General features: G+C 41.0%; 17 protein-coding genes. 15 read left to right on the top strand and 2 right to left on the bottom strand.

All coding sequences use genetic code 11. From position 1 onward, the window contains the following. Window positions 1-22: 22 nt before the first annotated feature. Complete coding sequence (gene arsC, locus AC3WJJ_RS02200; protein ID WP_492537608.1) at window positions 23-442, top strand: arsenate reductase (thioredoxin); 420 nt, start codon at window positions 23-25, stop codon at window positions 440-442. Between the two features lie 375 nt (window positions 443-817). Beyond that, the gene (locus AC3WJJ_RS02195; RefSeq protein WP_492537606.1) at window positions 818-1,867 is read left to right on the top strand and encodes a flavin-containing monooxygenase; all 1,050 of its coding nucleotides are present in this window, start codon (window positions 818-820) and stop codon (window positions 1,865-1,867) included. A gap of 546 nt (window positions 1,868-2,413) precedes the next feature. Here the strand turns inward: AC3WJJ_RS02195 and AC3WJJ_RS02190 are convergent. Beyond that, window positions 2,414-4,402 (bottom strand): ATP-dependent DNA helicase, encoded by a 1,989-nt coding sequence (locus tag AC3WJJ_RS02190; RefSeq protein ID WP_492537604.1) that lies wholly within the window; start codon window positions 4,400-4,402, stop codon window positions 2,414-2,416. A gap of 366 nt (window positions 4,403-4,768) precedes the next feature. Between AC3WJJ_RS02190 and AC3WJJ_RS02185 the strand changes: the two genes are divergently transcribed. From AC3WJJ_RS02185 to AC3WJJ_RS02125, 13 genes are all read left to right on the top strand, one after another. Further along, window positions 4,769-5,416 carry a response regulator transcription factor gene (locus tag AC3WJJ_RS02185; protein WP_492537602.1) on the top strand — a complete coding sequence of 216 codons (648 nt, stop codon included), beginning with the start codon at window positions 4,769-4,771 and terminating at the stop codon, window positions 5,414-5,416. Further along, window positions 5,394-6,791 carry a sensor histidine kinase gene (locus tag AC3WJJ_RS02180; protein ID WP_492539550.1) on the top strand — a complete coding sequence of 466 codons (1,398 nt, stop codon included), beginning with the start codon at window positions 5,394-5,396 and terminating at the stop codon, window positions 6,789-6,791. Before AC3WJJ_RS02185 ends, AC3WJJ_RS02180 begins: the two co-directional genes overlap by 23 nt. 152 nt (window positions 6,792-6,943) lie before the next feature. Next, entirely contained in the window at window positions 6,944-7,795 is an 852-nt protein-coding gene (locus tag AC3WJJ_RS02175; protein WP_492537601.1) for a metallophosphoesterase, read from the top strand. Between the two features lie 101 nt (window positions 7,796-7,896). Next, window positions 7,897-8,637 (top strand): type I methionyl aminopeptidase, encoded by a 741-nt coding sequence (gene map / locus AC3WJJ_RS02170; RefSeq protein ID WP_492537598.1) that lies wholly within the window; start codon window positions 7,897-7,899, stop codon window positions 8,635-8,637. Between the two features lie 105 nt (window positions 8,638-8,742). After that, window positions 8,743-8,868 (top strand): hypothetical protein, encoded by a 126-nt coding sequence (locus tag AC3WJJ_RS02165; RefSeq protein WP_492537597.1) that lies wholly within the window; start codon window positions 8,743-8,745, stop codon window positions 8,866-8,868. Between the two features lie 63 nt (window positions 8,869-8,931). Next, entirely contained in the window at window positions 8,932-11,445 is a 2,514-nt protein-coding gene (locus AC3WJJ_RS02160; RefSeq protein ID WP_492537595.1) for a GH39 family glycosyl hydrolase, read from the top strand. Window positions 11,446-11,640: 195 nt separating this feature from the next. Continuing rightward, window positions 11,641-12,882 (top strand): PTS sugar transporter subunit IIC, encoded by a 1,242-nt coding sequence (locus tag AC3WJJ_RS02155; protein ID WP_492537593.1) that lies wholly within the window; start codon window positions 11,641-11,643, stop codon window positions 12,880-12,882. 24 nt (window positions 12,883-12,906) lie between these two features. Further along, window positions 12,907-15,186, top strand: a complete 2,280-nt coding sequence (locus AC3WJJ_RS02150; RefSeq protein WP_492537591.1) for a beta-glucosidase family protein — start codon at window positions 12,907-12,909, stop codon at window positions 15,184-15,186. Between the two features lie 261 nt (window positions 15,187-15,447). Beyond that, window positions 15,448-16,509, top strand: a complete 1,062-nt coding sequence (locus AC3WJJ_RS02145; RefSeq protein WP_492537589.1) for a suppressor of fused domain protein — start codon at window positions 15,448-15,450, stop codon at window positions 16,507-16,509. A gap of 71 nt (window positions 16,510-16,580) precedes the next feature. Next, a complete protein-coding gene (locus AC3WJJ_RS02140; RefSeq protein ID WP_492537587.1) occupies window positions 16,581-18,866 on the top strand; it encodes a hypothetical protein in 2,286 nt (761 codons plus the stop codon). A 997-nt stretch (window positions 18,867-19,863) separates the two neighbouring features. Next, window positions 19,864-21,237, top strand: a complete 1,374-nt coding sequence (locus tag AC3WJJ_RS02135; RefSeq protein WP_492537586.1) for an outer membrane protein assembly factor BamB family protein — start codon at window positions 19,864-19,866, stop codon at window positions 21,235-21,237. 108 nt (window positions 21,238-21,345) lie between these two features. Further along, window positions 21,346-22,647, top strand: coding sequence for a DUF1963 domain-containing protein (locus AC3WJJ_RS02130; protein ID WP_492537584.1), 1,302 nt, complete (start codon window positions 21,346-21,348; stop codon window positions 22,645-22,647). A 51-nt stretch (window positions 22,648-22,698) separates the two neighbouring features. Next, the gene (locus tag AC3WJJ_RS02125; protein ID WP_492537582.1) at window positions 22,699-23,406 is read left to right on the top strand and encodes a DUF4274 domain-containing protein; all 708 of its coding nucleotides are present in this window, start codon (window positions 22,699-22,701) and stop codon (window positions 23,404-23,406) included. A 94-nt stretch (window positions 23,407-23,500) separates the two neighbouring features. Here the strand turns inward: AC3WJJ_RS02125 and AC3WJJ_RS02120 are convergent, their stop codons facing one another. Next, the gene (locus tag AC3WJJ_RS02120) at window positions 23,501-24,442 is read right to left on the bottom strand and encodes an SMI1/KNR4 family protein (RefSeq protein ID WP_492537580.1); all 942 of its coding nucleotides are present in this window, start codon (window positions 24,440-24,442) and stop codon (window positions 23,501-23,503) included. Window positions 24,443-24,461 lie beyond the last annotated feature (19 nt).

The raw sequence follows: 24,461 nt of genomic DNA, 5'->3' as shown, positions 1-24,461 counted from the left end.
GCGATAAGGGAGAGAAACAATGATGAAAAAAAAGACACTTTACTTCTTATGCACAGGCAATTCATGCCGTAGTCAAATGGCTGAGGGATGGGCCAAAAAACATCTGGGTGATGATTGGAATGTCTTCAGTGCAGGTATTGAAGCTCATGGTCTAAACCCGAATGCAGTTAGAGCAATGAATGAGGTAGGAATTGATATTTCGAATCAAACTTCCGATATCATTGATCCTAAAGTTTTAAATCAATCCGACTTGGTGGTCACCTTATGTGGTGATGCTGCCGATCGTTGTCCGATGACGCCTCCACATGTTCGCCGTGAGCACTGGGGATTTGATGATCCAGCAAAAGCTCAAGGAACAGACGAAGAAAAGTGGACTGTATTTAAGCGCGTTCGTGATCAAATCGGTGAACGTATTCGAAAATTTGCTGTAACTGGCGAGTAAACACGATTCTGGAGCCGGGAGCTTTCTCGGCTTCCTTTAATTTAGAATAGAAATGATATGAAATAAACCCAGCTCAAAGGGAATCCCCTGAAAAGATATTTGGAGCATAGTTGTGATAGCCACTTGACTACAGGTGGCTATTTATATAGATGATTTTACATAATAACTTGTAAGTTGCAACTATATAAGGTATAACTGATTTAAGGTCATACTAGTGAAAGTATGAATATAGTTCGTTTTTTTAATACATATTGAATTTGACTGATGGATTGGTTCTACGATTAATTACTTGCAAATTACAACTTTAAGCGTTAATAAAGACGGCATTGTATTTATTATTTAAAAGCATACTTAAAGTGCGAGGAGAGAAGAACAATGAATCAAGTTTTAGATGTCATCGTCATTGGTGGCGGACAATCCGGATTAGCAACAGGGTACCATTTAAAGAAAAGTGGTTTATCATTTTTAATATTGGAAGCGAGTGGAGAAGCTGCAGGTTCGTGGCCTAATTACTATGATAGTTTAAAGTTATTTTCACCGGCTAAATATTCATCCTTGCCTGGATTATCTATAACATCTTCAAGTGATTGTTATCCTGATCGCGATGGAGTCGTTCAGTATTTGAAAAATTACGCGTCTCATTTTCAGTTGCCGATTACCTTTCATCAACGTGTTGAGCAAGTCTCTAAAGAATCAGATGTCTTTCAAGTTCGCACTACTACTGGAGAAATATACAATGCACGTAATGTGATTTGTGCTACGGGTTCATTTAACAAGCCATATACACCAACCATAAAAGGGCAGGGATTTTTCAAAGGTAATATCATACATTCCGCATTTTATAAGACACACGATCCCTTTAAAGATCAAACTGTTATTGTCGTTGGGAGAGGGAACTCAGCTGTGCAAATCGCCATGGAATTAGCAAATATAACAAATACAACGTTAGCTGTACGTAAGCCGATTTCACTTATGCCACAGCGTATTCTAGGTAAAGACATACATTTCTGGTTTATCCTCACCGGCATCGATTCAAAGTGGAGGATAGGAAAGTCATTGGTAAACACCTCTAGCGTAATGGATCTGGATGGATATAAGCAAAGGTTGAAGGAAGGTAACCCCAAGCAAAAAAACATGTTTACATCGTTTTATGAAAGTGGAGTTATTTGGGCCGATGGATCTAAAGAGAAGGTGGATAGTGTTATCTTTGCAACGGGATTTCGTTCCAATTTGGATTTCATTAAAGATTTAGGAGGGCTTGATGTTAATGGGGACCCACAACAATGCAGTGGAATAAGTACTGTTGTATCCGGTCTACATTTTGTAGGCTTATCCGGTCAGCGCTCCTTTGCTTCAGCTACCATCCGTGGGGTCGGTCAGGATGCTAAATATGTTATAAAGCACATTCGTAAAAGAGAGCGGTAAGTGCACTAAACCGTTTGAACAAAATAAGACTTTCATTCCTTATCCTAAATGATGAAATGAAATGATTTTCTGAGACCTGTTTCTTCTTTAAGCTATATGAAACGAGTGGTTCAATGAGACTACATTATAGTGTCATAAGAAAAAATATTAACTAGACGGTGGCACAATCTCTTTTAGGTTCAAACTGTATTAATCTGCAGACATGCTTAATCTCTTCTAAAGGTACCCATACAGCACCGTAGACACTCCACATTTTTAAACGATCTGTACAAGAATGGGGTATCCCTTCTAATATTTCTCCATTATTTAAGTGTACGATCATAACCTGTTTCTTCTGTATAGCTGCATTAATCTCTTTAAGCAACTTTTTCAACCTCCATGTCCTAAGAACTACATCCATTCTATCAAATACAGGAATTATTTACTATGATTAAAATTTATTAATAAGCATTATGAAGTAAAAATAGAGTTATATGAAAATATGCAAAAAAGCCTTACAAGATGCTATCTTGTAAGGCTTTTTACAATAAGGTTAGCTATAGTTATCTACTCAACGGATAGCAACGATTCAACTTCAAGTGTAGCTCCAGGTGGTAATACTGCTTCCACACTACCTCTGACATGCTGATTGAGCAAAATTTCCGCATCCAAGATGGCTGCAATCCCTTGATCCGTCGATGAGCGAATGAGTCTTCCTAATCCTTGTCGTAAGCGAAGGAGCATATATGGAAGATCTACTTCTTCATACGGTGAATTTGCAGCTTCCCGTTTAGCTATAAATACAGGATCTTCGGGCGGATAAGGCAGTGACCATATCATAACGTTGGACAATGAAGGTCCTGGTACATCCAGACCCTCCCATAGGCTTGCCGCACAAAGAACACTTTCCTCAGTATTTTGGAATTCTGCTATTAGATTGCTAATCTCACGGTCACCTTCATACAGCATCGTATAAGATGCGAAAGATGGATGGTGCGAAGCTGCTTGCTTAAACTCGCGGAGCTCATTCATGGTTCTAAATAACAATAGAGCTCTTCCTTCGGTACGTTCGATCAGCTTGGCTGCCAGTGCTAGCTTCTTCGAGGCAGCAACGTCACGCTGAATCTCTCCATCTTGCAGAAGTTCACTCGGTGCTATTAGCTTCATCTGTTGCTCATAATCATAAGGAGAGTCTACGGAAAAAGATAAAAAGTCGCTGATTCCGAGACTTCCTGCTACGTAATCAAATGAACCATCTACCGACATGGTTGCTGATGAGAATACAATTGGCATCTGAAGTCCAAATACCCGCTCCTCCAGCACTTCTTTGACTGTTTGCGGCATGATGGCTAGTGTTGTTGCACCGTCTTCATTTTCTTCTGCCCAGCAAATGTAGGTATCTGGCTCACGGAACAGATGAAGCGCAGTTTGGATCATTTCCAGATGCTCTTCAACGATACGCAGCTTATATTCATCAAGCGTATGCAAGCCACTTTCAAAGACTAGTTCTTCATCAATAGCTTCAATTGTACTTTTCCAGCGATTCAGTTCTTGTATGAGCTTCTCATCCATTAGGATTTGTTTTCGATCAGATCCGGGTATCGCGGTACTTTGCTCCGCGATTAGAGAAAATACGAGCTGACTTTGATCAATGGAATCTTCAATTCGTTCTGCCAGCGACTCCCTGATCTCTCCATCTAGAAGACGAGTGATAATCTCTTCATATGCACTATGTTTCAGCTTATAACTGAGGGCATGTTGTGCGGCCGATTCGAGTAGATGTCCTTCGTCAAAGACAACTGAACTATGTTCCGGGAGCAGGGGGAGTTGACCTTCTCTTTTTCTACCCTCATAGGTCCACACATGTTCCATGTAGTAGTCGTGGGAACAGATAATAAGATCTGTAGATTTCCGATAATGATCCCGGGACAGGGTCATGCCGCATCGATGTCTTTTGTCACATACAAAACAATCTTGAAATGAATCCCAGTTGATCTTATTCCACTGTTCATCATTCAGATGGGGGTAATCTTTACGATCGCCGTATGGGTAAAATGATTGCATCGTTCCAGGAGAGTGTACAAAATCAGGAAGATTCTCATACACATCTTCAATAACCGCCGCATCCTCATCTTGAAGACGAACAGCGTCTATTTTTTTGAGACATAGATATTGATCAGGGGATTTACCAAGCCGCGCATCAATCTGTAAATCCAAATAACGGGCAAGCTTAGCGATGTCACCTTCTTGTTTCACAAGTTGCTCAATGAGCGACTCATCTGCACAGGCAATCACTGCAGGCTTACGTGTATATCTTGCATAGTTCACTGCATAAAGCAGATACACGAGAGTTTTTCCCGTACCAACACCTGCTTCTGCAAAAATCGTTTGCTTATTGGCATAGGCTCTTTCCAATTGGTAAGCCATAAATATTTGTTCATCACGTACATCAAATCCATGTTCAGGCAACACATCATAAAATACATCCGCAACCCAATCGCCGACCTGCTTGACGAAAGGTTCAGTCGGATCATACGAGAAAGGATATCGATCCAAGCTTACGCCTCCAACACTATCAAATTCTTAAATGGCAAACTCGTATTATCTCATGAATGAATAGTTTTGGCAAACTTATAGAACAGATTATTTAATGGTTGTCACACTTGTGTAACGAAGCCAGTTTAAGATTGTGTCACAGAAATAAGCAGTTATGTTTATTATAATTAGAAGGAGCGAAAGAATGTGAAGGGTTTTCCAAGATTATTGTTTGTTTCTTACATTATTATTGTCCTAATTCTTCTTGTTTTGGCTAATAATAAAACTGTTATCGATTCTATAAGAACGTTTCTTTGAGATAGCAGTATCCATAAGATTCCCCTTGGCTAACTCTTAAATGAATCAAACGGGATAAGGGTGATTACTATGCGTGTATTAATAGCTGATGACGAACCGGATATGTTACGGATATTAACAGCATATTTCATGAAGGAAAGGTACGAGGTATTTACGGCCAATAACGGTGAGGAAGCATTAGAGGTTTTTTATCGTGAGAAAGTGGATCTTGTCATTTTAGATTGGATGATGCCCAAGAAAAGTGGGATTGAAGTATGCCGCGAGATCAAAGCCCGATCGGATAAAAAAGTGCTGATTTTGACAGCGAAAGGTGAAGAAGAGGATGAATTGCAGGCTCTTAGCATCGGTGCTGATGAATATATTCGAAAGCCGTTTCACCCAAAGGTTCTCGTGCTGAGAGTCAAAAAGCTGATGGGCATCGAAAAGGAACTTCGTTATCAAACACTTCGAATTGATCCGGAAGGAAGTAAAGTGTATAAAGATGATGTCGATTTGCTGTTAACTAAAACGGAATTTGAGCTAATGTACTCTCTAGTTCGCCACAGAGGCCAGATTCTAACTCGGCAGAAGTTACTGGATATCGTATGGGGGCTCGATTATTTTGGTGATATAAGGACTGTGGATACACATGTTCGTAGACTAAGAGAGAAAGTTGGTGAGCATGTGATTAAAACACATCGTGGACTTGGCTACAGTGTGGATGCCAGCGATGAATAAGTTAGGGCGTAAGTTGTCTACAAGCATAACGGTTTCCGTTCTACTCCTCTTCGTCATGTTCATCCCACTGGAGAACCTGTTTATTCCAAAATATTATATTTACAAATCAAGAGAACAACTCAATGAAGCTGTTCATGAAGTATCTGAACATTCAGAAGAGAATTGGATCGAAGCAATTCCTAAACTTGAACAAGAATATAGCGTGACCATCGTGTACGATAAATTACGGAAGCCCGTAGATGAGCTTAATGATTCACTCAAGCAGCAGCTTGCGATTAAGAGAGTTACTTTGAACAAATTTTGGATTACGGAAGAATCTTTATTGAGGCTTAAGGCAAATACCCGGGTTAATAAAATCTACGATCAGGATAAACTCAAATCCAGCTTTTACACCAGTTTTATCCCAAAGGGTGATAAGATTGTTCTTATAGGGCTTTCGATGGCCCACTTAAGCGATACAATTCAGATTATCAATGAATTCTATTTATTATTAGCGCTATTTTTGGTTCTAATTATCGTGTTAATTGTATGGATCTTGTCATATCGAATGACCAAACCACTGAAAGAACTAGAGCAGGTGGCGAAGGACATATCCGAACTGCGATTCCGAAAAGCTATAGTCCATACCCATGATGAAATCGAAGAGCTGGCGGAAAGTATCAACACGATGAGTGACAAGCTATGTGCCGCACATACTGATTTATCTAGAAGAAATGCGAATTTAAAGCAGTTTATGTCGGATATGTCGCACGAGCTGAAAACGCCGATTTCTCTAATTCAGGCTTATGCCGAAGGGATTCAAGATGGGCTTGATGACGGCAGTTATGCGACAACAATTTTGCGGCAGAATGAAAACATGGCTAAAATCATTGACGAATTTTTGGATTTTTCGAAAATCGAACGGGATGAGTTAAAGCTTCATTCGGTTGACTTTAAAAGTATGTTTCATAAATGCGCCGAAAAATTTCATATCGAACTGAAATCGAGGGAATTAAAGTTCTTGATCCACGATGAATTACTAGGTAATCCAGTGATCGAAGCAGATCCGGGTAAGATTAGAATGGTTTTTGATAACCTGATAGGTAATGCGGTCAAATATGCGGTAGGTGAACAAATTGACGTACATTTCCGTGAGGAGTATGGGGAAATTGTACTTACTATAAGCAATCGTTTTTCAGGAGAAATTGCTGATCCATCTCAGCTGTGGGAGCCTTTTTATGTAGAGGAACGGTCACGGTATAAAGCTATATCAGGTACCGGCCTCGGGCTTGCGATAGTCAAAACCGTTCTGGAACGACACGGATTCCGATATGAAGTAGAAACAGAGGGGCAAACGATCCATTTTAATATTTATTTCAAAAGAATGAGCCCCTAATCTGATAAACTTAAATACCTTCAGGAGAATGTATCTTTATCGTGATGCTATTCTTGAAGGTGTTTTTGTTAACACCAATCATCTTGTAACTTGGTTGTCACAAGTTCCTTTTATACTGTTCCAGAACGATATAAAAGGAGTGGAATAAGATCGTGAAGTTACTAAAATATTTAAGTATCAGTTTTGTTGTGTTGATTCTATTAACCTGTGGTTGTATATTCTATGCGTTTCAAATCGAACCTTATAAACTTCAAATTAAGGAATACACACTGAATGAAACCCGAGTAGATACAAACGAAATAACTATCGTACAGATCTCTGATTTGCACATCAAGCAGGATTTCACCTATGAAAACCTGGCTAATGTAGTAGAGACAATTAACGCACAAAAGCCTGATATTGTACTATTCACAGGAGATTTGTATGATAATTATGCGAAATACAACGATGATAACAATATAATTAAGGAGTTACAGAAAATTGAAGCGAAGTACAATAAAATATCCATATGGGGAAATCGTGACTACGGTGGCGGGGCTGTAAGACAATATGCAACCATTATGGAACAGTCAGGCTTTACACTTCTAAAAAATAAGAACCTGTATGTAACCCTTGATAATGGCAAGAAAATATTATTTACAGGACTAGATGACTCTTTGCTTGGAAATCCGTTCATGCCGGATTCTACAAAAATGTATGACTCTGATTATGATATCCTGCTGACACATGAACCGGATGCTGCAATAAATTATTTGAATTATGATTATGACATCATATTAAGTGGGCATAGTCACGGGGGTCAGTTTAATATCCCATTCCTGCCTGTGGTCAATGAAATGGCAGTTACTTCGACTAGTCTTTCCACAGAATACAGCGGCGGAATGTATACATTAAAATCGGATACAGATTCAACTTTATATGTAAATACAGGAATTGGAACTACTCATATTTCTGCACGATTCGGTGTTGTACCCGAAGTTGCAGTTTTTCATATTTATATATAATATTTCCTCGAAAACCCATCATATTTTACATGACATAAGTTTTCTGAGAAAATAAACATCTATATAGGTAATCCAAGATAAAGGAAAGTGAGATAAGCCAAATGATTGCAAAAACAGAAGAAGACTTTAATGGTTTGAAGGAAATTGGCAAAATTGTTGCATCTATTCGAGATGAACTGGTACAAAGAACGGTTCCTGGAGTAACGACAAAAGAGCTTGATGAAATTGCTGGAGAGCTTTTTAAGAAAGCAGGCGCCGTTTCAGCTCCAAAAAGTGAATATAATTTCCCAGGTTATACATGTATCAGTGTGAATGAGGAAGTGGCTCATGGAATTCCAGGAGATCGGGTTATTTGTGAAGGAGATATCGTAAATGTAGATGTTTCCGGTTCAAAGAACGGTTATTTCGCTGATACAGGCATCTCATTCGTAGTTGGCGAAGGAGAAGAAGTGTTAACCAAAATATGTAATGTTGCCAAACAGGCTTTTGAAATGGGTCTTAAAAAGGCAAAACCAGGCTCTAAAAAAAGCGGGATTGGAAAAGCAGTATTCTTAACAGCAAAACATCATGGATTAACGGTCATCAAAAACCTTACAGGACATGGTGTTGGGCGTGCTATACATGAAGCACCAGACCATATTTATAATTACAATGACACAACAGATGATGAGTTATTAAGGGAAGGGATGGTTATCGCATTTGAACCATTTATCTCAACCTCTGAAGAAGAAGTATTCGAAAAAGGAGACGGCTGGACATTTATTACAAAAAAAAGCCGTGTAGCTCAGATAGAACATACGATTATCCTTACTAAAAATGGTCCGATTATTGTCACACTATAATAAATTCAAGAAGTCGATTCCTAGCTGGGAATCGGCTTTTTTTGTTTGATCGGATCAAGTTCTTGTCCCGAGTCGAGGACATGAACCCACGGAGCGCCAGGAGGCATGTATGAAAAGCTGCAGGGCGAGTTTAATGTGGGTCACTCTCTGCTTACGGCACGCGGAATTTCCTGTGGGGGCGAAGGTGTCTTGAAAACGAATGTGGCTATGAAAATATGTGATATGAAGTGAACCATTATGTATGGACTGGTCGTAAATAAGTATGCTATAAGAATAAGCGACTATTTTTCACGTATGAAACGAGGACAGCAAATGAGTTACCTTTACGAATTTATTGAGCATGAGGCGGATATTCCATTCAAGCTGTTTGTTAACAGCGTTAATTATATTCCATTTCACTGGCATAAAGAGGTGGAGATTCTCTACGTACTTGAAGGTTCGGTGAACATGCATCTGGATCAGAAGCAGTTTACCCTGAATCAAGATGATGTGGTTGTTGTAAACAGCATGTCGGTTCACAAGATTGAGCGGAGCAATCAAGATAATATACTGTTAACACTGCAGTTCAGCCCAGAATGGCTGAGTGATAACGTGTTTATATCCTGTAACTCGACAACGACAACAGAACCTATTGGAATCCAGTACGACACCATTAAGCAAGAACTTGCTAAGATGGTATGGGAAATGAACAAGAAAGCACCCGGATATCGAAGCTATGTCATGGGTAGAATGCAGACCCTTTGTGGTCATTTACTTCGATATTTCTCAGAGGGAATGAACCCGGAAGCTGAGGACGGAAATAAAAACTATGATTTTAAAAGACTGAATCGGGTTCTTACATATATAGACCAGCATTATAAAGAGAAGGTAACACTGCAGACCATGGCAGAGCAAGAGCACTTAAGCCTGCATTATTTCTCACACTTTTTCACCAGAAAAATTGGGATTCCCTTTCAGAAGTATTTAACGCTAATTCGGTTGGAAAAAGCTCAAGCTGAGCTCATCGGAAGTGAAAAGAGCATTACCGAAATTGCATTGGACTGTGGTTTTGCTAACGTAAAGCTATTTAATAAATATTTTAAGGAAAAGTATGGCTGTACACCTAGTGCGTATCGTGAATCCTCTATGACAGTGGATCCGAACAAGGCTAACCGAAAACCACTTACTTATGAAGAGTCAACAAGTGGAGATTATTATGAATTGGATGCAATCCACGCCATGAGTATGCTATATCGGTACCTAAATGTCACACCAGCACAAGAGACAATCAGTCTTAGAGCATCTGTGGTGTCGGAATACGAAAACATCATTATTAATCCAGGCATGCCATCGCAGTCGTATTCAAAGCACTGGAATAGATCGACATCAGCAGGCAGAGCCATTGAAGGACTCCGTGAGGATTGGCGCAGGCAGCTTACAGAACTTGCCCGCCGAATCCCCTATCAATATATTCGGTTCCATGGCATTTTCAATGATGAAATGATGGTGTACAGCGAGGATAAAGACGGCACTCCAATCTATAACTGGTCATATGTCGACGAGCTTTATGATTTTCTTCTGGAAATCGGAATGAAGCCATTTGTCGAACTTGGTTTTATGCCTTCAAAGCTCGCCCGTTCGAAAGAAACGGTATTTTGGTGGAAAGGGCATATCTCTCCGCCAGCGGATATGTCAAAATGGAAAGCACTTGTGCGGGAGTTCGTTCGTCATTGTTTGAATCGGTATGGGGCAGAGGAAGTTGCGCAGTGGTATTTTGAAGTATGGAATGAACCAGATTTGTCAGGAGTGTGCTGGGCGGGAACCAAAGAGGAGTACTTTAACTTTTATGAATCAACTGCTCGTGAGATCAAGTCCGTGCTACCCGAGCTTAAAGTCGGTGGTCCGGCTTTGGGATATGGTTCCCTATGGAACGATACATGGGCTGAGGAGTTTATGGACTACTGTAAAAGCGGCAATGTTCCGCTCGATTTCTTTTCATTTCATGTGTATTCGGAATATCCCTATCGTAAATCCGAAGGTCTAAGCCTGACCCGAATGATGCCACCTTCTTTTTATAAAGATAGTGTTCACCTAATGCAGCAGAAAATGGAGCAAGCCGGTTACCCTGACTTGGAGCTGCATATGACAGAATGGAACTTTTCGCTTTATGACCGACATTTACTGCATGATACCATGTTTATGGCTCCCTTTGTCATTTATCATGCCTTGCATACCATCGGAACGATGAAATCCTTGACGTTCTGGTGTTTTACAGATGTATTTGAAGAAAGTGTACCACCTCCTTCTCCATTTTATGGTGGATTCGGTCTTATAAACAGAGATGGACTGAAGAAGCCGAGCTATTTCGCTCTGGAGCTCCTTCAGAAACTGGGAGATCGCATCATTGCACAGGGAGAAGGTTATATCTGCACGCAGAAGAGGGATGGAAGCCTTCAGCTTCTTCTGTACCACTACGTCCATATGGATCATCTTTTTTCAAGCGGTGATTGGTCGGATATGTCCGAACTAAATCGCTATAATGTGTTTGAAGAGAAGGGGAACAAATTATTCCGAATCAAGTTCTCGCAATTTACAGGAACCTTTAAATATACAAGCTATCAGTTGGACCGGGAACATGGATCTGTGTTTGATGAATGGGTGCGTATGGGAGCACCAGAGTGTTTGTCGGAGGAGGAGCTTGTTTATTTACAAGGCAGAAGCGGGCCGGTGATCCGGACAGAAACTATACAAAATAACAGCTGGCACCAAGAAATTAACCTCCCTCCGCATGGAGTTCTTATGATAACATTCGAAAAACAATTTGTATAAAATATTCAAGAACGCCCTTCCATCTAAGGAGGGGTTTTTTTTGCTGTTTATTTTGGAAAAAATAAATGAAACAGCTGAAGTCGGGCCAAAGTGAACAAAAAACGACCCCAACCGGAACAAGTTAGAACAAGAAAGCGTTCACAGCAAAATCTATACTATAGATATACCCAAGAGAAATTCAGGAGGGGAAAATAGATGAAACGTTTTATGAAATGGATGACAGAATCTTTTGCACCAAGGTTGGAGGCGTTTACAAAAAATATTTGGATCGCTTCTATTCAAGAAGCCATTATGGTTGCCATACCGATGATTTTTATTGGCTCCATCATTACTTTGATCTCAATCTTACAAGACTTTATTCCGGGAATGCCGGATTTAACACCAATCACAACATTCAGCTTCGGTTTACTCGGACTGTTCATTGCGTTCCTAACACCTTATACCATAATGGAAAAAAAGGAACGCCACAAAATTAAACTGCTCGCCGGTATGACCGGATTATCATTATTCATCATGCTGCTTAACCCAACCATCAATGAGGATGGAAGCATTAGCTTTATTCTGGAGCGCTTCGGGGCTGGCGGAATGATTACAGCTTTACTTGTTGGTGTCTTTGTTGCTGTGATCATGACGGTTACTGGAAAAATTTCTTTCTTTAAAAAAGGTTCATCGATGCCAGAGTTCATCATGGATTGGTTTGACTTCCTTATTCCAATCGCAGTGATTTTGGGTACAGGCTGGTTGCTGGTATATCAATTGAACTTTGATATTTTTGCACTTATTGTAAGCATTTTCGAACCGATCAATGCGATGGGTCAAAGTTTGTTTGGATTTGTGCTGTTTAACTTTATCGGGGTTGTGCTCTATTCCTTCGGAGTCAGCCCATGGGTTCTCATGCCAATCTGGTATGCCATCTGGATTCCTGCGATTGAAGAAAATGCTGCTTTGGTGGCACAAGGGCTTGACCCAGTTAACATTAATACATTTGAGACTTTCTTCTCCGGCTGGCTTGGTATCGGAGGTATGGGGGCTACATTACCGCTTGTCGTTTGGTTCCTGCTCGCTAAATCGAAAAAGCTAAAAACCATCGGTAAAGCAACGATCGTTCCATCCCTATTCAATATTAATGAACCTGTTGTTTACGGTGCACCAGTTGCCTTTAATCCGCTTTTGATGGTGCCAATGTGGATCAATGGACTGATTACACCAATTATCGTGTACCTCGCTTTGGATATGGGATTTGCACAGATTCCAAGCAAGATATTCCAGTTGTGGTATACACCAATCGGAGTTTCAACTTATCTGATGTCCGGATTTAACGGATTAATTCTGCTCGCAGTCGTCCTGCTGATTGTATTTGCTGTATGGTTCCCGTTCTTTAAATTGTATGATGCTCAGGAACTGAAAAAAGAACAGCAATCTAATGAAGGAGCTTAATATTTGCTTGAAAGGATGATTTGAATGAATACATCTATTACTAATTTGATTAAAGAACTGACATTGAGTGAAAAAGCTTCCCTATGTGCGGGATTGAATATGTGGATGACCAAGGGGATCGAAAGATTGAATATTCCTGCGGTTCATATGTATGACGGAACAAACGGTATTCGTAAAACATTGAGCGATGATGAGATGGGGATTACATCGGAGAATATACCAGCAACTTGCTATCCGACCGGATCAGCTATCGGTTCTTCCTGGAATACGGAACTGTTGCAAGAAGTCGGTGAAGCTCTTGGAGATGAATCCAATGAGATGGATGTAAAGCTGCTGCTTGGACCAGGAATTAATATGAAGCGGACTCCGCTTGGTGGAAGAAACTTCGAATATTATTCTGAAGACCCATGCCTAACTGGTGAACTCGGCGCCTCGTTTATTAATGGCCTTCAAAGTAAAGGGGTTGGCGCTTCACTGAAACACTTTGCTGGTAACAATCAAGAGCATGAAAAAATGGTGACTAGCTCGGAAATCGACGAACGGACATTGCGAGAAATTTATTTAAGTGCCTTCGAGCGGATTATTAAAAAATCAGATCCTTGGACTGTAATGTGCTCCTATAACTTGCTCAATGGTTCGTATACGAGTGAGAACGAACACTTACTGGATGATATTCTGCGTAAAGAATGGGGATACGATGGGGTTGTGTTGTCAGACTGGACAGCTGTAAACGACCGTGTCCGTGGTCTAAAAGCAGGATTGGATATTGAAATGCCTGGACCTGCTATCTATAATACAAACGCTATTATCAAGGCTGTTGAAAGCGGTGAAATTTCAGAAGAGCAGATTAATACTACTGTAGGCCGCATTCTGAAGTTTGTTGAACGTGTAACGGGTGAGAAACCAGCTCCGGAGTCCAATCGAGATTATCATGCACTTGCGAGAAAAGCAGCAGCAGAAAGTATCGTGCTTCTGAAAAATGAGAACGATATACTTCCTGTTCAGCTGGAATCCACCAAATCCATTGCTGTAATTGGCCGATTTGCTAAAAATCCTAGAATCCAGGGAGCTGGAAGCGCGAAAGTTACGCCTACACAAGTAGATATTCCTTTGGATGAGATGAAAAAGCTAGCTGGTGATGCTGTAGCAATAGACTTTACTGAAGGATACCCGGAAGATGACTCCATCAATGAAAAAATGATTGAAGAGAGTGCAGAAATCGCGGCTAAATCCGATATTGCCATTCTTTTCGTGGGTCAGCCTGAATATGCGGAATCTGAGATGCGTGACCTGAAAGGTATTGATCTCCCTGTTCAACAGATTCGCCTTATCCAAGCTGTTGCAGCGGTTCAACCAAAATGTGTTGTGGTTACAAGCAGCGGTTCCGCTTTGGCCATGAGCCCATGGGTTCAGGATGTTCCTGGTGTGATTCATGCATGGCTGTCCGGACAAGGTATGGGTAGAGCGCTTGCTGAGATTTTGTTCGGTCTTACGAACCCATCGGGTAAATTGTCTGAGACCTTCCCGGTTAAACTTACGGATAATCCAGCTTATATGAGTATTCGCGGAGAGAACGGTAAGCTAATTTACCGTGAGGGGTTGTTTACTGGTTATCGCTACTATGATAAAAAAGAACTTGCTCCGCAATTTCCATTTGGTCATGGTTTATCCTATACAACATTTGATTATAAAGATATGAGAGTAGCTCAAGAGGGGAATGGAGTTAAGGTTGCTTTCTCGATTGAGAATACAGGAAACGTTAAAGGTAAAGAAGTCGTTCAACTGTACGTGCACGACGAAGAATGCAAATGGATCCGTCCAGAGAAAGAATTAAAAGCATTCACAAAGGTTGAGCTTGAACCTGGTGAGAAGATAGAAATCGAATTTGAACTGGAAGAGAGAGACTTTGCTTACTACAATACCAAAGTTAATCGCTGGGTAGCAGAGACTGGTTATTTCAACATTGCACTGGGAAGTTCATCACGTGATATCCGAATTACAGAGCGTCTGTGTTGTGATTTTGGTACAGAGGAAGTTTCGCTTCATAAGTTCAGTTTACTGAGTGATTGGATTAATGATCCGACGTCGAAACAAGTTCTAGCAGAGTGCTTTAATGAAATGAACGAGCATGTCGTGGATAAAGTATATCTGAATGAGGAGTTCGTTGGGTTCTGGGAAGACGCCCCTGTCATTAAGTTGTTCCAAATGTATGGACAGGTTTGGCTGGGTGATCGTTCACTAGATTCCGTAATGGAAGAGCTTATTCATAAAGTAGAACAGAAGCGGCATATAACTGAAGTGTAATGAATGTAATGATACTGTAATTGAAAGCAATTCTTTATAAAGAACAGCTCTGGTGATCTCATCGGGGCTGTTCTTATTTTGCTACTATTTAGCTTTGTTTTTTCGTAATCTGGCGCATTTTTATAGCGAACACTGATTTAGCATCTGTGGTTATTTTTTTATTATTCTTAAAATTTAGTATAATTAGATAGATTGACAGAGTGAAATATTGGTAAATTCAAAGCTACCGTAATTTTAAAATATACAAGTTGGAGGAGAAAAATGAGAGAAGCAGAAAACACGACTGGATGGGATGCAATTGAAGAAGCAGTAACGAAGCTATACGGGGAACAGAAACCGAAGCATTATATTAACTCAATTCCTTATATTCTAGGTGGACAGGACCCTTTAGATGGTCTTAGTGCTTATAAAGCGGAATCACCTTCACCACACTGGCATATTGTAACGTTTGGTTTCTCTGAGCTCTATGAAAAGGAATCGGAAGATCCTGAGTTCAGCGGCTATGGATTTGAGCTTACCTTTCGGGTTGCTCGTAGTGTGGAGGAAGTGGAGCCACCGGCATGGGCATTGAACCTGCTTCAAAACATGGCACGATATGTGTTTGGCAGCGGTAATATATTTAATGCAGGTGATTATTTGGATGCGAACGGTCCAATCTGTTTGGGAGCCGATACAGAGCTAACCGCTCTTGCCTTTATACCGGATCCAGAACTGGATATGATGGGCACGCCTAACGGACGCGTTGAATTTCTACAAATGGTTGGGATCACGGAAGATGAGCTGGAAGCTATGAAAATATGGAATACACATGGTTTGCTTGAAGCTGGAAAAGAAGAAATTCCGGGTTTCATTACTGATTTATCCCGAAAATCGATGCTGCAAGTTCCCGCTATTCGGGAAAGTGTTCAAGAAGGAATTGACCGTGATGGCTCGAGTACAGGATTTTTATATGTGGATCAATTAGCTTGGGAACCCGGTAAGAAAGGATTATTTAGCAAGAAGCCGTCTGTGCTCACACTAGGAGCGAAGCAAGCTGAAACGGTGGCAAAGCTGCTACGAGGGCGGCTGCTTAAAGGTAAAGATTTGATTTTGATAAGCAATGAAGTAAGCATAACATTGGAGTCAGCTTCAACATCTAGTATTGAAATGGAAGAGGGCAAAGTTCGTATGAACCTGGATGAAGCGATTGTGGGCGAGCTCATCAACAAATTACTGCCAAAAGAAGGACAAATTCATTTGTCTTCTAATAAAGATTTAATCATACAAGTTGTTAAAACATACATCAAGGATCCAGATGGAAATGTGGTATCTGCCATCGGATAGGCACTGTCTTTTACATAACATATTCAGACGATCATAAAGAAACTTTCATGATTTAAAGGGAGAGAAACAAGATGAGAAAAAAGCGAGCGATATCTCTCGGCAATTTAATATTTTTTATTCCAGTCATATTGTTAAGTTTTTTCATGTGGAATGACTATAAGGATTATATTGATGAATATACACCATCCTTTGATAATGTCTATATGCTAGATGGGGGAAAGAAATTAATTGGTTTGGCAAAGCACCCAGTTGGAGAGCAATATGATGTTTATCTTTTTGATACTGATAAGGAAACCGTAATTAAAGATACGACTATACTAACCGATTTCAGTGGAGGGCTAGGGCCGGCAACTTATCATCAAGATGGTACTATCATCCCAACCTATGATGACTCACGTGGGCTACAAATCAATTACTTCCACTCAACAGGGAAGGTGGAAGAATTGGCTCAGGGAACGATGGAGCTGTCAGGCTCATGGAAATCAGATGTTTATTCCTGGCGCGGCAGACTCATTGTAGCAGGGGATACGCCATTTGATACATTTATATTAGCCCAGGTGAAGGACGGTAAGCTGGATAAAGTCAATTTAAACGAAGAGGGGGTACTTCCGTCAAGGCCGGTTCGGATTGATGAAGTGCATGGGAGCTTTAAGAATGACAAGGCAGTACCCTTATTTTCAGTGGCTTTAAAGGACGATCGAACAGCATTTGTCAGCGGTATATTAGGCAAAAATGGTGATTTATCCGTTATGCTTAAGAATGAAGAAGTGAATACATTTACCGAACAGGATCGGGCTGGGGCTAAATTCGCTAAAATCTTTGGTTTTAATAACGCCAAGTTGGTACGCGAAAATGGCAACTACCCTGAAGAAGCATCGTTTTTTAACGCTAACGAGAATCGATGGGGAAGTGCAGTTCCTACGCCCAAGCCGGTATATCAAGCTCGAGTATTCTTGTTGAATGACGAGGAAGTCCTGATTGCGGGATCTACTGCAGAAGATGAATTAAATGGAACAGTTACTGGATATGTATTCAATGAGAAATCCGGGAAATCTCAAGATGCCACTGCTCTTCTGGAGCAGCTACCCTACGAGAATTTAAAAAATGACAAGACTGAGTTCCATAAGAATTTGGGAAGTAGCGTCCTTTACTATAGTAGTGGAGATAATGGTGGAGAGAGTACGGCAGGCTATGTCGATATGGAGATTCAGCAGGCGAGAATTCTTTCGGGCGAGCAGGTCGAGAACTGGGCTCTTGCTGAAGTCCAAAACAAAGTTTCGCTTCAAAGTTTCTGGAGTTATATTAAACAAGGCGGACCGATTGTTATTAACTGGGCAGTCTGGGTCTTCATTATACTAATCACATTCATAAGTCTCGCAATCGCTCCTCGCATGTTGGCGAGATCAAAAATGAATAAAATGAGAGATGGCCAGCAAGTTCAGGGACGAATTATTCATATGGAAGAAACGGGTACGTTCGTGAATGAACGACCTCTGGTTCGATTTACCGTAGTGTTCGAAGATGGGGGTCAAATGAAAGAGGTTGAGATCAAGAAGGTTATATCCTTTGTGGACCCTACTCAAGTTGGTGATCCGGTGGTAATCAGTTACAACCGAAAGAAACACAAGGCTATTTTCCTTACAGAAGAGGATCTTAGAAATGCGACGTATAAGACACAGGCATCCAATCCAGAAATGATTAATGATGCGGTCCTCACCCATATTGATCGATATGGAAGAGTAAATCGTGGGGAAGCCCTTCAGCTTCATTTCTCGGCCCAAGGACGCGTTTATACGATACCGGTCGTGCAGCCTTTCGGATTTGAATACCGTACGGGTGAACGAGCGAATCTTATTTTGATACAAGGAATGGCGAGAATCTTCAGGTATGGTAGTGAGAACTCAGAAAAGGCATCGGACCAACTCTCCCTGCAAGGTGAAGTGATCCATGTGCAGAAAATGCCGATCGTTATAGATAATAAGCAGCTTATGCTTATGGAAGTCATGATTACTAGCGGGGCGGATCGATTCCGTAAATCTAATAGTCTATTTGTGCCAGTAAACCAGTCCGTAAATGTGGGTACAGTCGTTCCAGTCAACATGGAAGTAGACGATTTACAGAAGGAATCCCGTTTACTTCGAGGTAAGCAGGGCGCGGCTAAAGTGCGCTCCGTACATTTTGACGGAACAAAGGGAGAACGTCCAATAGCCAATATTATTGCAGAAAAGGACGGAGTTACCTACCACATTCATCAGACCATTGAACCAGTATATGGTGTAGTTGTTGGTGATGAGTTGTGGATCGCTTACGATGAAGGTACGCAAGAAGCTATCATTATTAATTATTCTTCGAACTAGTAAGCCAACTTGAATACTAGAGCAAAATAGACAAATAGCCTGCCATTTTGGCAGGCTATTTGATTTGTATAAACATTAAAGTTTTGTTGTTTTTTGTGAACCTAATCAGGTATTTAATGCTTTTGTAACATTAATACGGGCCTGCCAGCAAAGTTTATATATCATATCCAGATCCATTCTGAAAAATGATGACGATTGTGCAGATGCAATGCAGGAAGCGATCGCTAAAGCTTTTTCGAATATACATACTTTGAAAGAACCTACATACACAGTTGTGGTATCAGCTACTTCCCATCTAATTAGATTTTCAACAAATTTTAAATACTACACGTTTAATTTAATAGGAATGACTTCATTCATCTTCTAGTGATTAAGAAACGGGGGAATAGAATGTTACACAAAAAAGGTTATTTATGGTAAAAGCGATAGCTGCGGTGTTGTCAGCTGTGCTGTATACCTTGTATGTTTCTTGGACCATGTACACTCCTGAATCCGAGAGGCTTTCCAATACTGCGTATTCTTCTTTTGTAGGCATATTTTCTTTCAACTTTGTACCCATCTTTTTCATTGCGATCATAATGGGACCGATGCTGTCCCCTCTTATGGACAGGGCTATTTATAAAGTTTTAATCTAAAAGGACTAGGCGGTATGTTAATCGTTATTTCAGCGTACTTGATGTTAGGAATAAATGTGGCCCTCCTTATTAGTTTTTTCTTTACGGGGATGAGACTTGTTCTTAGCTATATCTACATGTCTTTGTTTATATCAATGATTTTTCTGTTCATTCAAACGGTCTTTCAATTTTTTGTTTATAAGTTGGGCAGTAGAGGCTCGGTATAGCTGGATTTCTGGGCTATATGGTTGATAACGATATATTAGATTATAAAATGATAAACAAACCATTTTTGTAAATTAACATGCAACTTTTTCTCCCTAACGAGTGTCTTATTGTCAGATGGATAGAGAATTTTAACCTGATAGGGAGGATAAACTCAAATGGACATCAAAAAGAAACGATTGTTTGATCATTTTTTTAAACGTCTAGGTGCAGGTGTACTTGCTGGTCTGTTAGTAACTTCTTCATTATCTTTACCCGTGATTGCAGAAAAAGCTGATATTTCAATTCATAACGGAGCTGCATTTTCAAAAATTAAGGTGCCTGAACTGAAACCTTCCTGGTCGTTAAAAGTGGACAACAAGTTAGAGCGAATCGATAATGCCTTTTCCGGGAATAACGCAGTTGCAGAAGAAGGCAAGGTGTTCACTATTGTTGGGAAAAAGCTTGTTGCCTTGGATGCGAAGACGGGTAAGCAGCTGTGGAGTTATGGTAAAAACCTGACACCTTATGTTGTTTATGATAACGGGATCATTTATGGCCTTTCAGGAGATCAGAAGCCGTTTGCTCTGAATGCGAAGACAGGAAAGGTAAATTGGCTATCGAAATCATCGGCTTTTGTTAAGGAGCAGCTGGGTATGGAGGCCATTGTGCCGACATCTGATTCACTCTATGTGATTAAAGGAAGTGCTACCTTTGCTTTTGATAAAACAACAGGTAAGTTACGCTGGAAAGCAGACGAACCAGGAGGAAACGGGACCGATTACCTTGAGGAATCGAATGGTGTTATCCTTCGGACATTCCTTGTTCAAGGGGCACTAACAAACGTACAACTGGACGCTTTTGATAAGAAAACAGGGAAGAAGTTATGGGGGATTTTCGGCCAGGGTGATGCCATTCGCATTAAAGATGGTCTTGTGTATTCGGTTGACTATCATTCAGAGTTAATGACGGATTATGAGTCACTGCCTGAACGCAAAGTCATCGTCAATATATACAATCTTAAGACTGGGGTAAAGAAAGGCACTCGGGAATACAACTGGAAACGCTCAGAAGAGCCGCCGTATCCGTATGGACAAGGCGATTTAATCGTACATGGAGACAAGATTTACATTCAGCAAGCTGATAAGGTGGCTGAATATGATTTCGACTCCTATAAGCCAAATCCGGTTCCTCTTCGTACATTTAAGATACCTTATGGAGATAATTGGACATTAATTGATATTGTGCAGGATCGGCTGATTTTCAGAAATAGTTCAACGAATGAAATCACTGGCATGAAGATGGTGAATAATCGACAGGTCGGCTGGTATGGTGATGCACCTTTTGCTCAGATTGATGTGTATGGAAATGGAGTTTATCGAGCACAGCGGAATGGGACCCTTCTTGGGACCAATTTATTGACAACCAATCCTATTTTTAGAGTAACAACCGGTTCAGATTTACATGGGGCAACGCTAAAGACTGGTGATATGATCATCATTCAAGCTGAGGGGAAACTCCTTGGCGTGAAACTGCCAGCATCGCTGAAATAAGCAAGATAACAACCGATGGAGAACGTTCAGGAAACTGAGTTCAAATTTTAGCGTCTCTAAGGAGACGCTTTTTTTAGTAAGTCCTATGGAACGGAAGGGGAATTAAATTTGACGGAACGTATACCATGCAAAACAGAAGGCTGCAGCGCGACGATTCTGCCGAACACCGCTGCCAAAACAGGCGGCATCTGCATGCCCTGCTTCCAAGAGCAGGAACGAAAAAAACAGCAGGCTTATATTGAGAAGCACCGCAAAACAGTGAATCTGTATGAGAAATTGATAGATCCAGTAGACATTCTCAAAGTGATACATGCACCTAGAAAACATGACCCGCTTATACAATACGTTCCTTACTCATTGAGTAAAGAGCAGATGTACATATCCTTATCCGATCAGGAAGCAGACCGAATGCTGAAATATGCAATAGAATTACTCGGTAGTAACCATGAAAGTGAAGCGGAGAACATTCTTCTATCTCTAGTGTGCTACCGGGAGCATAATATATCGGATGTTTTGCCTGAGCTCATACAGCATGACTTATTTTATAATTCAGTTCTTTTTAAAGATGCATCGCAACACATTCGAGACCAGCTTCTGGATCGGGTGACATGGGATGAGGACAATCGGAATCACATTCTCCTCGCACTTGGATGGATTGGTGATCCTGTGGTTATAGACCAGTTTCGGAAATGGCAAACACAGCCGCCAATATGGGCGGAGCAGTTGAATGTAGCACCTGAACATTATACTCTCGATGGTGGGTGGGAGCTTACCCCGGATGGAGAGAGACGCAACCTAGTAAATCATTTATGCTATGCGATCAGGCAGACAGATCCACATCATGATGAACAGCAAGGTGATATAAAGGAAGTACATCATGCCCGTTTTCTTGAGACAAGCCATTCTACATGTCCATGGTGTAAAAGGAAGTTAACAAAGCTGATAGACGTAGATACCAATCATCCGGCCTTGCAACATCTTATCCTGCCCATGGAGAACCTGCAGGTGATAACCTGTGAAAATTGTGGTGCCTTTAGCACGATTTACATGGAGCTGGACAATCGAGGCGAGCCAGTCTGGAGCCGTGATAATCAGGAGCCGGATTATCTTTCGGATGTTGAAGATGTAGATACCAATACGAGATCCTCATCTAGATTAACGCTTTCCACTAAGCCGCAATCGCCGTATTATGCCGCAGTATGGACGATGTCTCAGTTGGATTCGCAGATCGGCGGCCATCCGAGCTGGGTGCAGGATGCGGAGTATCCGATTTGTCCTTGTTGTGAACGTAGAATGGAGTTTATAGGGCAGATCGATTATGCTGATTTCGACGAGTATAGTGAGGGCATTTTTTATATGTTTATATGTCTAAAGGACAGGATCACAGCAACACTTTATCAGCAAAGCTGAATGGTGTTGATTATCTATGGTAAGCACGAAGACAAAAGGGGGGGAGTATTCTTGAACTGGAAGGAAGTAAGCAAGATAGCTGATCTTTCACAGGTACAAAAAGCAGCTGCAGAACTGGATGTGAACGAACGGGATGAGCGGGGGAGAACACCGCTGATGTTATTTCTAACCTATCGAATGCCTGTTCAGGCGATAGAAATATTGATCAAGCATGGAGCAGATCTTGAAGCACAGGATAAACTGGGTGATACGCCGCTTAAAAAAGCGGTAAAGTTCAAGCAAGTTGAGGCTATATTGAAACTTATAGAAGCTGGAGCTCAACTTAACTCATCACTCGGCATATTAGATACGGCCTGGAACGCAGCCCGCAAAGATATTAAACTCGCTGACCTTCTGCTTGAAACCAAAGGAGCTGTTCGCCTTACTCTTACACCTGAGGAGCAAGAAATTGTTGATGAGGTTCTGTATGAAGAGTCGCAGAACAAGATGTGCAAAAGGATAGAACGAATAAATTCGCCTGTAATAATACATGCCATTATGAACGAATATAACTGGGATGACGGTCCAGAACCGATGCTGACTGTTTTTCATAATCCATTAACTCCAGAAATTACGCTTCTCGACATGTATGAACTATTGGAGGGAGATTACTGGCTGGAGAAGGAGGAATCGGATGATCTGGACTCGGCAGAGGAAAAACGCTTCAAGGAACTTGCTGTAAGGCTGAAGGAGAAACTGGGCCAAATAAATCCGATGTAAAAGAATGAATGGTAGAGACCCGGGAAAAACATAATTCAAGAGCCCGCTTTGGAAGCGAGCTCTTTTTCATTGTAGGCTTGAGTTTGATCTTCAATTAAGCTTCTTGTAATTTCTGAATTACTTCCTCTGCATACGCCTCGGTAAACCGAATCATCCCATTCTCCTGTACGATCCGACCTTCCTTAATTCGTTGATCAAGCCAATCTGTAATAAACGCAGGAGCATATCCGCCTATATCGAATTCTTTGCCAAATGGGATGATATTCTGATAGGCTTCCAGATATTGATCGCGACTCGTGTCCGGAAACGACTTGGTATATAACCAAAACTGCACATCATACATGACATACGATAATTCATCCGCATGAAAATGAAAATGGCCTTTCTCTTCGACAATCCGTGTACAAATACGGCGGATTATCTGTTCAACCTGCTGCACTTCGGTTACGGGAAAGCACAGCTCCTCCAGCAGAGGAGAAAATTTGGCACTAGCTACTTTATTCAAAGCTGCTATTTTGTCTTCTTCAGAAGTATCATATTCTTCTTCGTTCACTAAACCTTTTATAAACTCCTCAAAATTATCAGCAAGGAAAGTAATCTCATAATCGTCTTCTTGATCGACATGAACGACTTCAGGCTCACCATCTTTACCGCATGCCCGGTAGTCTAACATCACGACATCATGTCCTGCTGAAGGACAGTCACAGATCACTACTCCAATGTTAGGATACCCCCATTCCTCAATCATAAAAGGGCTGCCGAACTCCCCGCACAGGGAATAGCTTTTCTCGCGACCAATCCCCATGATACCTGTAATCGCAATATGATCCTCTGCCCAGGAACTGGGTTCTTCTGTTGGGAAGCAAGTGTTCTTCGGGACCCCGCCATTCTGCTGCTTCATCATGTAAATGTAAGAGGAGGGGATCTTGTAACCAAGCTCATTCTCAATCGAATCAATGAGTGCATCCGTCGGTGAATCCGATTGATAAGCTTCACTTGAATAATCACTGTCTTCCCAAAAATCAGATAGCGACATATCTGAAAAAGGAATCTTT

This window comes from Paenibacillus sp. FW507-14B1B (assembly GCF_058781425.1).
Note: the sequence above shows the minus strand (reverse complement) of the source record. Positions and strands in the feature narration are given on the sequence as shown.

What these genes read in the sequence shown, in the direction of transcription:
- arsC (WP_492537608.1), top strand. Translation starts at nt 23, where the DNA reads ATGAAAAAAAAGACACTTTACTTCTTATGCACAGGCAATTCATGCCGT.
- AC3WJJ_RS02195 (WP_492537606.1), top strand. Translation starts at nt 818, where the DNA reads ATGAATCAAGTTTTAGATGTCATCGTCATTGGTGGCGGACAATCCGGA.
- AC3WJJ_RS02185 (WP_492537602.1), top strand. Translation starts at nt 4,769, where the DNA reads ATGCGTGTATTAATAGCTGATGACGAACCGGATATGTTACGGATATTA.
- map (WP_492537598.1), top strand. Translation starts at nt 7,897, where the DNA reads ATGATTGCAAAAACAGAAGAAGACTTTAATGGTTTGAAGGAAATTGGC.
- AC3WJJ_RS02165 (WP_492537597.1), top strand. Translation starts at nt 8,743, where the DNA reads ATGTATGAAAAGCTGCAGGGCGAGTTTAATGTGGGTCACTCTCTGCTT.
- AC3WJJ_RS02160 (WP_492537595.1), top strand. Translation starts at nt 8,932, where the DNA reads ATGAAACGAGGACAGCAAATGAGTTACCTTTACGAATTTATTGAGCAT.
- AC3WJJ_RS02155 (WP_492537593.1), top strand. Translation starts at nt 11,641, where the DNA reads ATGAAACGTTTTATGAAATGGATGACAGAATCTTTTGCACCAAGGTTG.
- AC3WJJ_RS02150 (WP_492537591.1), top strand. Translation starts at nt 12,907, where the DNA reads ATGAATACATCTATTACTAATTTGATTAAAGAACTGACATTGAGTGAA.
- AC3WJJ_RS02145 (WP_492537589.1), top strand. Translation starts at nt 15,448, where the DNA reads ATGAGAGAAGCAGAAAACACGACTGGATGGGATGCAATTGAAGAAGCA.
- AC3WJJ_RS02140 (WP_492537587.1), top strand. Translation starts at nt 16,581, where the DNA reads ATGAGAAAAAAGCGAGCGATATCTCTCGGCAATTTAATATTTTTTATT.
- AC3WJJ_RS02135 (WP_492537586.1), top strand. Translation starts at nt 19,864, where the DNA reads ATGGACATCAAAAAGAAACGATTGTTTGATCATTTTTTTAAACGTCTA.
- AC3WJJ_RS02120 (WP_492537580.1), bottom strand. Translation starts at nt 24,442, where the DNA reads ATGTCGCTATCTGATTTTTGGGAAGACAGTGATTATTCAAGTGAAGCT.